The following is a 12,740-nucleotide window of genomic DNA, read 5'->3' on the forward strand; positions in this document are numbered from 1 at the left end:
TTGGCCGAATGGGACGGTCCCCCGGCGGGGCGCGCGGACCCGGATGCCGTACCGGCACGTGAGACGCGGGGTGCGGGTGCCGCCACAACACGTGAGGATGGCCGGGCAGCCGTACCGGCGGCCGGCCCGTGGCACGGCCGTCGTCGGCGCCACGTACGACAAGGCCATTAGGAGTACATCCCATGAGCACTACAGCGCAGATCGGCGTCACCGGGCTCGCGGTCATGGGCCGCAACCTCGCCCGCAATTTCGCCCGCAACGGCTACACGGTGGCGGTGCACAACCGCACCGTGGCGCGCACGCACGCGCTGGTGGAGGAGTTCGGCGACGAGGGCGGGTTCATCGCCGCGGAGACCGCGAAGGACTTCGTGGCGGCGCTGGAGCGCCCCCGACGCCTGGTGATCATGGTGAAGGCCGGTGGTCCCACGGACGCGGTGATCGAGGAGTTCGCCCCGCTGCTGGAGCCGGGCGACATGATCATCGACGGCGGCAACGCCCACTTCGCGGACACCCGGCGCCGCGAGCAGGCGCTGCGCGAGCAGGGCATCCACTTCGTCGGCACCGGCATCTCGGGCGGCGAGGAGGGCGCGCTGAACGGCCCGAGCATCATGCCCGGCGGCTCCACCGAGTCGTACGGCTCGCTCGGCCCGATGCTGGAGCGGATCTCGGCCAAGGCGGAGGACGGGGCGCCCTGTGTGACGCACGTCGGTCCGGACGGCGCCGGTCACTTCGTGAAGATGGTCCACAACGGCATCGAGTACGCCGACATGCAGCTCATCGGCGAGGCGTACCAGCTCCTGCGGGACGTGGCCGGGTACTCCCCCGCCCGGATCGCGGAGATCTTCCGCACCTGGAACACCGGCCGGCTGGACTCGTACCTGATCGAGATCACCGCGGAGGTGCTGTCCCACGTCGACGCGGCGACCGGCAGGCCGTTCGTGGACGTGGTGGTGGACCAGGCGGAGCAGAAGGGCACCGGCCGCTGGACGGTGCAGATCGCGCTGGACCTGGGGGTCCCGGTGTCCGGCATCGCCGAGGCGGTGTTCGCCCGGTCCCTGTCCGGGCACGCGGCGCTGCGGGAGGCCTCGCGGGGCCTCGCGGGGCCGTCGGCCGCGCCGCTGGGCGAGGAGGAGGCCGCGGCCTTCGCCGACCGGGTCGAGCAGGCGCTGTACGCGTCGAAGATCGTCTCGTACACCCAGGGCTTCCACGAGATCGCCGCGGGCAGCGAGGAGTACGGCTGGGACATCGACCTGGGCGCGGTCTCCGCGATCTGGCGCGGCGGCTGCATCATCCGGGCGGCGTTCCTGGACCGCATCCGCGCCGCCTACGACGCCCGCCCCGACCTGCCCAGCCTGCTGTCGGACGGGACGTTCGCGCGGGAGATCGCGGACGCGCAGGACGACTGGCGCGAGGTGCTGGTCGCGGCGACCCGGCAGGGCGTGCCGACGCCGGGCTTCGCGGCGGCCCTCGCGTACTACGACGCCCTGCGGGCCGAGCGGCTCCCGGCGGCGCTGACGCAGGGGCAGCGGGACTACTTCGGCGCGCACACCTACCGGCGGACGGACCGGGAGGGCTCGTTCCACACGCTGTGGGGCGGGGACCGGTCGGAGGTCTCCGCGTAGGGGTGACGAGGGCCCCGCTCCGGGTTCCGGGGCGGGGCCTCCGGCTGGTCCCTCGGGGGCCGTGAGCGCCCGGCCCGGGGCGGGCCGTGGGGCCGCGGGCCGGTGCCCGGTGTCGCTGCCGGGCGGGGCCTTCTCCCGGGCCGCGGGACGGGGCCTCGGGGTCCGCGGGCGCCGGTTCGCCGCGGTGCCGGGGATTCGCCGCGGTGCCGGGGATTCGCCGCGGTGCCGGGGAGCCGGGCGGGGCGCCGGAGCCCGCGGCCGGAGCTTGGGGCCGGTGCGCCGGGGCTCCCGGCCGGGTGCCGGAGCCCGGGGACACCGGGTCGAGGAGCTCGTGTCCCGTGTCCCGGGCCCTGCGTCCTGGCAGGGCCCGGATCACCGCCGCGCGGTCCGGGTGAGCGGCGGGCCCGGCTCGGGGTTCGGCACGGGTTCGGGTCCCGGCGGGATCGGGGACGGCGAGGGCTCCGGCGGACCCGGGGGCGGAGGCTGCGGACCCGGCGGCGGCGTGGGCCCCGGACCCGGCCCCGGTCCCGGGGGCTGCGGGGGCACGGGCCCCGGCGGCTCGGGAGGCGGGCCCGGGGCCGGTCGGGGCTCCGGCTCCGGGCCGGGGGCGGGTCCCGGTGTGGGGCCCGGCGGTACGGGGGCGGGGTAGGGGTCGGTCATGGCGCTGTCCTCCGGCCTGTCGGTCGACTCGGGCTCTGGACCTGTCCCCCGCCTACCCGGCCCCCGGCACACCACTCACGCCCCCGGGTGAACGCCCCGGACCCGGTCGGCGCAGGGGGCGTACGCCGTCGCGCGGAGCCGGGCGGGAAGAGCGGGCACGCGGGGTCCAACCCGGTGTCCTCCGCTTCCTTCCGCCCGGGCGTGCGCGGGCGCGGGCAGGTGTGCGGGGCCCGCGTGCGCCCGCGCGGAAGCCGCCGGGCCGTGGGCGGGGCGGGACGACGCCGATCGCGCGGCGTGCCGCGGCCGGTCCGCGGGGGACCTGCCGGTGCCGGGTCGCAGAAGGTCCGGCCGGAGCCGGGTCAGAAGCGGTCCGGGTGGGCCTTGAGCCAGTCCTTGGCCGCGCGCAGGAGGTCCGGATCGGGTGTGGGCGCCTCGTCCGGGTGGCGTTCGGCCCACTTCACGACGTAGGGACAGAGCGGGGCGACGACGGTCCCCTCGCGGCGGGCCGTGGCGTACAGCTCGCGGGCCAGCGAGCCCGCGATCCCCCGGCCCTCGTGGGCGGGCTCGACGATCGTGTGCACGGGGACGAGGGCGCCGGCGGGGGAATCGAGGACGAAGTACTCGACCCGGCCGACCACCTGGCCGCCCTCCAGCGCCTCCAGGCGTCCGGCGGCCCGGTCGTCGCGGATCTCGATGTCGCTCATGGTCTCGCTCCTCCTCGCTGCGGTGCCGTGCGTCAGGCGGACACGGCGTGGGGGCTGCGCTCCTGGTCCGATCCGGGCACCGGCGCGGACGGATCGGCCCCGAGGGCGACGATACGGTTGCCGGCGTCGACGTGCACGATCCGGGGCCGCAGCTCCCGCGCCTCGGCGTCGGTGACCTGGGCGTAGCTGATGAGGATCACCAGGTCGCCGGGGTGCACGAGATGGGCGGCGGCGCCGTTGATCCCGATGACCCCGGACCCGCGCTCACCCTCGATGACGTACGTCTCCAGACGGGCGCCGTTGGTGATGTCCACGATGTGCACCAGCTCGCCGGGGAGCAGATCGGCCGCGTCGAGCAGGTCGGCGTCGATGGTGACCGATCCCACGTAGTGCAGGTCGGCCTGGGTGACGGTGGCGCGGTGGATCTTGGACTTGAACATGGTACGCAGCATCGGTGCACTCCAACGGGTAGGCTCCCTGCCTGCGTTCTTGCAGGTCAAGGGCTCTTTTCACACTGTACAACGACTGGCCTGTCCGGGCGGCCGTCCTCGGTTCCTCCAGGACTCGTGCTGACCACGTGGTGACTTCCCCGACGCCCCGCCGGGCGGCGGAGGGGGCCTCCCCCACTCTCGCGGACCCCGCCGGGACGACGGTCCAAGCCTACGCAGCACCCCCGGAAGGACGTCCGTGATCACCGTCACGCGGACGGTCCGGACGGCGGGGAGCGGGCCCCTCGCGAGTCGGTCCCGGCCGGCTGCCCACCTCGGCTCCCCGTGTCGGCGCGACCCTTCGGCCACAGCGGTGGACCCGCTTCTCCTGAGGGGCAATTCCTGTGTGAGATAAGGCCGTTGATGTCCTTTCTGGCCACTTCCGTCGCCTCCGTTGACCGCTCCCGCCACCCGCGGCTCGGCTGTCCCCCGCGCCCGCCGCCGGGGAGAGGATGACGGCGGGCCTCCACGAGGGGGAGGAATGACTTGTCATGCAACCGATCACCCGCGCCGGCAGGAGCGGTGGCGGCCGTCGGCTGTCGGGGCGTCCGCATACACCCGGTACGCGGACGCCCCCCGCCTCGCGACGCTCCCACCCCGGCCCCGCGACGGGTCCTGAGAAGCCGTCCGTGGCGGCTGCCGCGGACGACCCGTTCCCCGCGGGGGCGCGCTCAGCGGTCGAGGACCAGCCTCGGACAACCGGGCGCGGCCCGTGAGACGCAGACGAACATCACGTCGCCGGCCTCCCGCTCCTCGCGCGTCAGCAGGACGTCGCGGTGGTCGACCGTGCCCGACAGGACGCCCGTCTCGCAGGTGCCGCAGGTTCCCTCCCGGCAGGAGGAGAGGACCTCGACGCCCGCCGTCTCCATCGCTTCGAGGACCGACGTCCCGGACGGCACCCGCAGCACCCGCCCGGACTCGGCCAGCTCGACCTCGAACGCCTCGGAGGCGGTGTCCGGGCCGGCGTCGAGCGGCGCGAAGCGCTCGGTCCGCAGCGTTCCGGACGGCAGGGACGCGCACAGTGCCTCCAGGGCGTCCAGGAGCGGTGCCGGTCCGCAGCAGTGGACCGGCGCACCGGCCGGACGGCCCTCGACGATCTCCTCCAGGTCGAGGAGTCCGGTCTCGTCCTGGGGGCGGACGACGACGCGGTCGCCGTAGCGCTCCACCAGCTCGTCCACGAAGGCCATCGAGCCCCGGGTGCGGCCCCCGTAGTGGAGCCGCCACTCGGCGCCCGCGGCGTCGGCCGCGGCGAGCATCGGGAGGATCGGGGTGATCCCGATGCCGCCCGCCACGAACACGTGTGCCTCCGCCGCCTCCAGCTCGAAGTGGTTGCGTGGACCGCGTGCCCTGACCGGGGCGCCCGCGCCGAGCCTGTCGTGGACGTACGCCGACCCGCCGCGGCCCCGCGGCTCACGCAGCACGGCGATCCGCCAGCGGCCGCCGTCGGCGGGATCGCCGCACAGCGAGTACTGCCGCACCAGCCCGTCGGCGAGCAGCAGGTCGACATGGGCCCCGGGCGACCAGGCGGGCAGCTCGGCCCCGTCGGATCTGCGCAGCTCCAGCAGCCGGACGCCCTCGGCGGCCTCCGTCGCCGCGGCCACGACCAGTTCCAGCTCCGTCTCCGTGTTCACGCGTCCGCCCGCTCGGGCACGGGAGCGGGGGCGGGGGCGGCGGCTTCCGCCCGGTCGCCGCCGTGGCCGCCGGGATGCGCCAGCAGCCACTCCCACAGGGTGATCGGGTCGACGTCCTCGTGTTCGGCACCGCACCAGCAGTGGCCGACGAGCACGTCGGTGTTCGGCCGCCACACCACCCGGAGGACGTTGCGGCCCTTGAGCATCCTGGTCGGCGGCGGCAGGTCCGCGCGGACGGGGGCGCCAGGAGCGTTCCGGTCCGGGCCGCTCACGGTGCGGTCACCGCCCCCGTCCCGGCCGTCTTCCCCTCGCCCCGGGCGACCAGTTTGGCGAGGATCCGGCGGGCGGCCAGGGCACCGGTGTCGATGTTGACCGACAGCTCCTGGTAGTTCTCCCTCTCGCCCTCGACGACCTTCTCGAGCAGGTCGAGGGCGACGACGTCCTGCATGACCACCGTGTGGTTGCTGGTCGCGAGGAACTCGGTGACGTTCTCGTCGTCGAGCGCGAAGTCACGCGCGACCATCCAGAAGTCCAGCGTCTCGTGCTCCGTCGAGGGCGTGATGCCGTACGTCACCTCGACGTGGAAGGCCCGGTCGTCGGGGCCCTCCTCGGGCGGCAGGACCCCGACCGGTGCGACGCGGCTGTGCAGCAGGTAGAGGCACGGGGCGTGGTACTCGACGTCCTGCCAGCGCGTGATCCGGCCCTCGATGCCCGTGGCCCCGGAGTAGAACGGCGGGCACTCGGCGTCGTCCATGTGGCGGCTCACGTGGACGATGTCGGCGTCCTCGTCGACCTCGGTCGTGATCGGCGTCTCGGCGACCTCCGGTGTGCCGATGTGGCCACCGTGCAGATAGGTCTCGTGGGAGAGGTCCAGCAGGTTGTCGACCAGCAGGCCGTAGCGGGCCCTGAGCGGTTCCATCCCGCGGACCACCGTGTAGTCGGGCGAGTCCAGCCAGGGCGCGCGCGGGATGCGCGTCTCGTCGGCCAGTTCCTGGTCGCCGATCCAGACCCACACCAGCGAGTCCAGCTCACGGACCGTCCAGGCGGGAACGCGGGCCGTCCGCGGGATGCGCTTCTGGGCGGGCGCGGCGACGCAGGTGCCGGACTTGTCGTAGGTGAAGCCGTGGTAGCCGCAGATGATCCTGTCGTCCTTCAGCCGGCTGAGCGACAGCGGGTACCGGCGGTGCACGCACCGGTCGGCCAGCGCGACGGCCTCCCCCGCGGCGGTCCGGTAGAAGACGAGCGGCTCCCCGCAGATCGTGCGGCCCAGCAGGCCGTCACCGACCTCCTCGCTGTACGCGGCGATGTACCACTGGTTCAGGGGCCAACTGGGCATGGGTGTCTCCTCATGTCTCTCGCCTGCGCGTCCGGTGTCCGGCCGCACACCGGATCCGGGGCCTTCGGCGACCGGGTCGCCCCACCATGGCGGACGCCGTCCTCGGCGGACCAGACGACTTCCGATGTGCGGAAGGAAGCCGTCCGGTGTCCGGCCGGATCCCCGACGGAAGCCCCGGCCGCTCACGGGTGACCGCGCCGTACCGCCCGCGCGCCGGCCCCGGCCCGCCCGTCCCGGACAGTGGTCTCCGGGACCGGGCCGCCGTCGGCCACGGGCCTCCTCGTCCCGCGGTCGGGTTCCGGGCCGCGACGGCCCGGGCCCCGGACTCAGCCTCCGCCCGGCATCCACGGGCCACGAGCCGTCCGGGCCGGTTCCCGGCCCAGGGCCCGGGAGATGCTGCGGCCCGCCGCCCGCACCGCGGGGGTCAGGGCGGTCGGGGTCAGGGGACCGCCGTGGCGGACCACGACGGAGAGCGCCGCCACCACCTCACCGTCGGCGCCGTGCACGGGGCAGGCGACGGAGAACGCGTCCTCCGTCACCTGGCGGTCGCTGAGCGCCGTCCCGGTACGCCGCGCCTCGGCGAGCATCCTCCGCAGCACCCGCGGGTCGGTCACGGTGTACGGCGTCCAGCGCCGGGACGGCTCGGCCAGCACGCGCTCCTGGACCTCCGGGGGCGCGTGCGCCAGCAGCACCAGTCCGACGCCGGTGGCCGGAAGGGCGAAGCGCCCGCCGACCCTGGTGAGGACCGGGACCGCGCCACGGCCGGTGATGCGCTCCACGTAGACGACGTCGAGCCCCTCGCGCACCGCCAGTTGCACGTTCTCGTGGGTCGCCTCGTAGAGGTCCTCCATCGCGGGCAGCGCGGTCTCCCGCAGGGCCGGCCCGCGGGGCGCCGCGCACGCCGCCTCCCAGAGCCGGAGCCCGATCCGGTAGCCGCCGTCGGCCTCCTCCAGCGCGCCCCACCCGACGAGGTCGGTGACGATGCGGTGAGTGGTCGTGAGCGAGAGACCACTCGCCCGCGACAGCTCCGAGAGGGTGAGCCTCGGCCGGAAGGCGCCGAAGGCCCCGAGCACGTCGAGCGTGCGGACGCTGAGGGAGCGGCTGTCGCGGCCCCCGGTCGCGGCGTTCTTGCCCGGCATCAACGGCTCCCGGGGGCCAGGGTTACCGACGGGACGCCGCCGGGGGCGGCGCCCGCCCGGCCATCGGGCGCCGGGGCCGGCCGCCGTCCCGCCCGGACGCCCGCCCCGCCGTGCGCGGACAGGGCCGCGCGGCCGTGCGTGCGCCGGCCCGCGCGGGGCTGCGCGTACCGGCCCGCGCGGGTCTCCTCCGCAGCGGGCGGGACGGCGGGACCGGGGCCGGGCCGACCGCCCCCGGCGGGAGCGACCGCACCGGCGGGGCGGACGTCCACCGGGCGGGCGGCGCGGGGCCCGTCCGTCCTCACCCCGCACGCCCCGGCCGCGGACCGTGCACGGCCACCGTGCCCTCGTCGGCGTCGACCACCACCCAGTCACCGGTCGCGATCCCGGCGACCGGGTCGCCGTCGAGACCGGTCACGGCGGGGACGCGGGTGACGATCGCGCCGAGGGCGGCCTTCGTGGTCAGGTGGGTGAAGACCATGGCCAGCGGCGCGGTGCCCATGAGGCGGGTCGCCTGGAAGAAGCCGGACCAGCCCGAGGAGCCCTTCGCGCCCGGGAACACCAGGACCTTCCCGGTGAAGCGGACGCCGTACAGCTCGTGCCTGCGTTCGATGACGGTGCCGGTGGCGGGGTCGATCCCGCCCCAGCCGGACAGGGTCTCGTGGGAGACCAGGGCCTCTCCCCCGACGCGCCCCGGCACGATGCCGCGCCCGCGGAGCACGAGCCTCGGGGTGTCCGCGGCGCCGCCCGCCCCGTCCGTGCCGCTCATCGGACCACCGCCGCGGGAGCCAGCGCGCCGCGCCAGCGACCGGTCACGGCGGCGTCGACGCACTCCTCGGTGGTGCCGAACCACGCCTCGATACCGAGGATGGCCGGCAGGTAGTGCGCCTGCTTGGCCGAGTCCGTGGCGAACACCCGGGTGCCCTCCGGCGCCACGCGTGACATGGCCGGGCAGGAGTCGGTCAGGATCCGTCCGCCCGCGCGTTCGATGACCGCCGTCCACCCGTTGCGGTCCGAGACGGTGCGCAGCGCGCGCGGCGTCATGACCCACAGCTCGGTCCCGGATGACAGCGTGCGCCCGTCGAGCGCCCGCACGACCCGGCCGATCTGTTCGAGCGAGGCGTGCGGGCAGCCGATCAGCACGAAGTCGACGTCCTCGCCGCTCCCGATGGAGTTGAGCGACTCGTACACCGCGCGGCGCTCCGCCTCGCCGTAGCGCAGCGGCCCGGGCGGGGCGGCGCCGCCGAAGGCGGCCTCCAGGGTCGGCGCGTCGGGGGTGCGCCCCGGGATGTGGTACATCTCGACGCCGCCCGAGGAGGCCGCCGCCGCCCCGAAGTGCTTCAGGTCCGCCAGGTCGGCCCGGCCGAGGCGGCCGGTCATGACCGGCCGCGCCTCCTGGACCGCGTCGCCGACGAAGTAGCCGAACAGGCCCCAGTCCTGGTTGCCCGTCATCTCCAGCCCGGACTCGATCAGATGGGTGCCGTAGCGGTTCTCCACCCGGTGGTTGCCCCAGCACGGGATCCGGCCGGTGATGCTCGCCGAACCGGTCGAGGCGCCTCCCTCGCAGTTGGTGCGCGCGCCGAGTACCGCGTTGGCGTACACCACCGCCGAGGACTCCATCCAGGCGATGTGCTCACCGTAGGTCGGCAGGTTGCCCACCTGGTACGGGGTGCAGGTGGCCAGCACGTTGACGCCCTTGGAGCTGTAGAACGACTCGGCGTCGGCCTGCAGTTCGATGCTGCGCCCGGGGTACGGCATGATCCCGCGCGCCTCCTCGCCGAAGCCGTGCTGGAGCTGGCAGGTCGGCACCCTCATCCGCGGCACCTCGATGTCGTCGTCGCAGTCGAGGCTGAGCACCGCGAACGCCCTGGACCAGCCGCCCTCCTCGTACAGCCGCGTCTTGGCGGGCGACGGCTGGGTGTTGGTCCCCGCCACGTTGCGGGTCTCGCACAGGTGCTCGGCGCCCAGCGCGTCGGCGTACCTGATGAGCAGGTCCATCGCCGCCGCCACGGCATCGCCGTCGCGGCCGTCGCGCATGGCCCTCTCCTCGTCGGTCAGAGCGACCATCGGCCTTCTCCTCCTTCCCGTCTCCCCGGCATCCTCAGTCCTCGACGTTCTCGCGGACGCGGTCGCGCAGTGCCGCCGGGTCGACCCGGTGGACGTCCCCGCCCAGGGTCAGGTCGAGGGCGTGGGCGGCGGCCAGTCCCATCGCCGAGCACGGCCCCATGACCCGGACGCTGGAGAGGGCGGCAGCGTCCCCGTCGACGCAGCGGCCGGCCGCCACGAGGTTGCGCGCCTGCGGCGAGAGCATGCTGCGCAGCGGGACGTAGTGCACGTGGTCGGGGCCGAAGGTCTCCCAGACGTAGCCCTCGACCCGGTCGTGCAGCTCGACCGGCCAGGCGGTGCGGGCGACGGCGTCGTCGAACCGCGTCCCCTGCCGCACCTCGTCGAGGGTCAGCTGGTGTGCGGCGGCGAGCCAGCGGGCCTGCCGGCGACCCGGGAACCCGTAGGCGCGGACCTTGGCGTCCTTGAACGCCGCCGGGAACTCCCGCCGCAGGAACTCCACGACGCGGTCCGCCTGCGCCCGGCCGCGCAACTGCGCCTCGGACGCCTCGACGGCGCCCAGCGGGGACTCGACGTGGGTCATGTTCATCACCGCGGTGTTGCGGCCGGGGAAGAAGAAGGCGAGCCCGTCGCGGCGGACCAGACCGTACTCGGCGGCCTTCTCGTCGACCCGGGCCACCAGCTCGGAGGGGTCGGGGTTCGAGGACTCGTCGAGTCCCTCCAGACGGATCTGCTGGGATCCCCAGACCGTGCGGTCGGGGACCTGGCAGGGCAGTCCGGCCTCCCAGGCGAGCGCCGCGTCCCCGGTCGCGTCCACGACACCGCGGGCGGTGACGCTCAGGGGACCGAAGCGGGTGGCGAGGTCGACCCGTTCGACGACTCCGTCCGTGATCCCGACGGCGCTGACGGAGGCGCCGAGGACCACCCGGATACCGAGTTCCTGGACGGTGTTCTCGAACCAGCGGCCGAGGGCCACCTCGTCGTAGACGACCGTGCGGGTGTGCGTGCGGCGGTGGTGGATGTCGTTCGTCTTCTCCAGCGCTTCGAAGAGCTCGCCGAAGATCCCGTGGGTGAGCTGCCGGTAGTCGGGCGCGTTGCCGTAGATCCCGCAGAAGAGGCCGATCATCGAGTTGACGCACTGGCCGCCTAGGACCGGGAGCGCGTCGACGAGGACGACGTCGCGGCCGAGGCGTCGCGCCTGTATGGCGGCCGAGAGCCCGGCGATGCCGGCGCCGACGACGAGGATGTCGGCGTCGAGGTGTTCGGCCGGGTGGCCGGCCGGCTTGGTGACCGAGTGGACGACGAGATCGGACAGGGCGTGGGGCATGGTGTCGGGTTCTCCAGGTGTTCGTTCGGTCAGTTGGCGGCGGTCCGGCGCAGTGTGGCGCCCCGGTCGAGGGGCTCCACGGCGCCGGCGTAGACGCCGAGCCAGGAGCCGGGCCGCGCGGGCCAGGTCCGGGGCGCGCGGGTCCCGGCGTACGCCTCGATCCGGCGGTTCAGCTCCTCGTCGTCGACCAGCAGGTCGACGGTGCGGTTCGGGACGTCGATCGCGATCGCGTCACCGGTGCGGACGACCCCCAGCGGGCCGGGCACTCCGCCCTCGGGCGAGATCTCCCCGACGACGATGCCCTTGTTGACGAGGCCGGAGAGTTGTCCGTCGGTCACGAAGGCCACCCGCTCGCTCAGGCCGGCGCCGTTCAGCGCGAAGACCACGCCGGAGGCCATGCCCATGCCCGGTGTGCCGGTGACGCCGAGGCCCCGCAGTACGAGGACCTCGCCCGGCAGCACCTCGCCGCGTTCGATCGCCCCGGTGGCCTCGGGGGCGGACTCGAAGACGCGGGCCGGGCCGCGGAAGGCGCGGGCGCGGTTCTCCGTCACCGACAGCTTCACGATGCCGGTGTCGGCGCACAGGTTGCCGCGCATCAGGACGATGGTGGAGTCGGGGCGCATCGGCTCGGCGTGGATCACCCGGGTGTCGACGATCGCCCCGGCGACGGCCTCGGCCATGGTCCGGCCCGTCACCGTGAGGGCGGAGCCGTCGATCCTCCCGCCGAGCTGCCGGAGCACGCCGCGGGCGCCGCCCGCGGCGTCGAAGGCGTCGATGGTGGTGGGCCCGTTGGGCTGGACCGCGGTGATCGGCCCGACCTCCCGTCCGATCTCCTCGAAGAGCCGGTGGACATCGATGTCGTGCGGCAGCTCCGCCGCGATCGCCTCCAGGTGCTTGACCGCGTTGATCGATCCGCTCACCGCGATGACCGTCGTCACCGCGTTGCGGAACGCGGCCGGCGTCATCACCGTGCTGGGGCGGCGGTCCGCCTCGACCGCGGCGAGGACGGCCGGGCCCGCGGCCCTCGCCGCCTCCCACATCGTCTCGCCGTTGGCCCGGGTGGGGGTCGAGCCGGGCAGGGCCATCCCGAGCGCCTCGGCGACGATGTGCATGGTGTTGGCGGTGCCCATGCCCTGGCACACGCCGGGGCCGGTGATGGCGCGGTCGGACATCCGGCACAGGTCGTCGAAGCCGATGGCACCGGCGGCGAGCTTGCCGGCGTCGGCGAAGACCTCCTCGATGTCGACGCGGCGGCCGTCGTCGAGGACACCGCAGCTCTGGTAGCCGCAGGCGACGATCACGGTGGGGACGTCGGTCCGGGCGGCCGCCATCAGCTGTCCTGGCGTCGTCTTGTCGCAGGACGCGAGGCAGATCATCCCGTCGAGCATGCCGCCCTCGACCACCGACTCGATGTCGAACGACACCAGGTCGCGGCCCGGGAGCACATGGCCGCCGCCCCGGCCGGCGGCCATGACGAAGTCGGTCGGCGCGACGGTGCGGATCTCGAAGCCCAGCCCGCCGGCGTCGTACACCGACCGGCGGACCACTTCCGCGATCTCGTCCAGATGGGCGAAGCACGGCGCGAGTCCGGAGGAGGAGTTGACGATGGCGATCTTGGGCCGCCGGATCTCCTCGTCGTCGTAGCCCAGTGCCTTCCACTGTGTGCGGGTCGTCGCCCAGCGGGGGGACCCGATCGGATGGTTGCTGCGCAGCTCGGTGGACATCTCATCGTTCCTTCGTTGGTGACCGCGTCCGGTGGCCGGGGATGCCCG

At 74.5% G+C, this 12,740-nt stretch carries 11 protein-coding genes; 1 reads left to right on the top strand and 10 read right to left on the bottom strand.

From position 1 onward, the window contains the following. Positions 1 to 182 precede the first annotated feature (182 nt). Positions 183 to 1,622, top strand: coding sequence for an NADP-dependent phosphogluconate dehydrogenase (gndA, locus tag ACZ7LB_RS16265; protein ID WP_471468718.1), 1,440 nt, complete (start codon positions 183 to 185; stop codon positions 1,620 to 1,622). A 1,019-nt stretch (positions 1,623 to 2,641) separates the two neighbouring features. Here gndA and ACZ7LB_RS16270 read toward each other — a convergent pair. The 10 genes from ACZ7LB_RS16270 to ACZ7LB_RS16315 form a co-directional block, all read right to left on the bottom strand. Continuing rightward, positions 2,642 to 2,986 carry a GNAT family N-acetyltransferase gene (locus tag ACZ7LB_RS16270; RefSeq protein WP_471468720.1) on the bottom strand — a complete coding sequence of 115 codons (345 nt, stop codon included), beginning with the start codon at positions 2,984 to 2,986 and terminating at the stop codon, positions 2,642 to 2,644. Between the two features lie 32 nt (positions 2,987 to 3,018). Further along, positions 3,019 to 3,438 (bottom strand): aspartate 1-decarboxylase, encoded by a 420-nt coding sequence (gene panD / locus ACZ7LB_RS16275; RefSeq protein WP_265292378.1) that lies wholly within the window; start codon positions 3,436 to 3,438, stop codon positions 3,019 to 3,021. Between the two features lie 707 nt (positions 3,439 to 4,145). After that, the gene (locus tag ACZ7LB_RS16280; protein WP_471468722.1) at positions 4,146 to 5,105 is read right to left on the bottom strand and encodes a PDR/VanB family oxidoreductase; all 960 of its coding nucleotides are present in this window, start codon (positions 5,103 to 5,105) and stop codon (positions 4,146 to 4,148) included. Continuing rightward, positions 5,102 to 5,377: a hypothetical protein gene (locus ACZ7LB_RS16285; RefSeq protein ID WP_471468723.1), complete on the bottom strand. Its 276-nt coding sequence runs from the start codon at positions 5,375 to 5,377 to the stop codon at positions 5,102 to 5,104. Before ACZ7LB_RS16285 ends, ACZ7LB_RS16280 begins: the two co-directional genes overlap by 4 nt. Continuing rightward, positions 5,374 to 6,441, bottom strand: coding sequence for a Rieske 2Fe-2S domain-containing protein (locus tag ACZ7LB_RS16290; protein ID WP_471468725.1), 1,068 nt, complete (start codon positions 6,439 to 6,441; stop codon positions 5,374 to 5,376). The genes ACZ7LB_RS16285 and ACZ7LB_RS16290 overlap by 4 nt, the downstream gene beginning before the upstream one ends. 326 nt (positions 6,442 to 6,767) lie before the next feature. Further along, a complete protein-coding gene (locus ACZ7LB_RS16295) occupies positions 6,768 to 7,580 on the bottom strand; it encodes an IclR family transcriptional regulator (protein WP_471468727.1) in 813 nt (270 codons plus the stop codon). Positions 7,581 to 7,878: 298 nt separating this feature from the next. Beyond that, positions 7,879 to 8,346, bottom strand: coding sequence for an aconitase X swivel domain-containing protein (locus ACZ7LB_RS16300; protein ID WP_471468729.1), 468 nt, complete (start codon positions 8,344 to 8,346; stop codon positions 7,879 to 7,881). After that, the gene (locus ACZ7LB_RS16305) at positions 8,343 to 9,644 is read right to left on the bottom strand and encodes an aconitase X (RefSeq protein WP_471468731.1); all 1,302 of its coding nucleotides are present in this window, start codon (positions 9,642 to 9,644) and stop codon (positions 8,343 to 8,345) included. Before ACZ7LB_RS16305 ends, ACZ7LB_RS16300 begins: the two co-directional genes overlap by 4 nt. Before the next feature lie 34 nt (positions 9,645 to 9,678). After that, the gene (locus tag ACZ7LB_RS16310) at positions 9,679 to 10,968 is read right to left on the bottom strand and encodes an FAD-dependent oxidoreductase (RefSeq protein ID WP_471468732.1); all 1,290 of its coding nucleotides are present in this window, start codon (positions 10,966 to 10,968) and stop codon (positions 9,679 to 9,681) included. A 29-nt stretch (positions 10,969 to 10,997) separates the two neighbouring features. Further along, the gene (locus ACZ7LB_RS16315) at positions 10,998 to 12,692 is read right to left on the bottom strand and encodes a dihydroxy-acid dehydratase domain-containing protein (RefSeq protein ID WP_471468733.1); all 1,695 of its coding nucleotides are present in this window, start codon (positions 12,690 to 12,692) and stop codon (positions 10,998 to 11,000) included. Positions 12,693 to 12,740 lie beyond the last annotated feature (48 nt).

The organism is Streptomyces sp. NPDC107521, assembly GCF_055598485.1.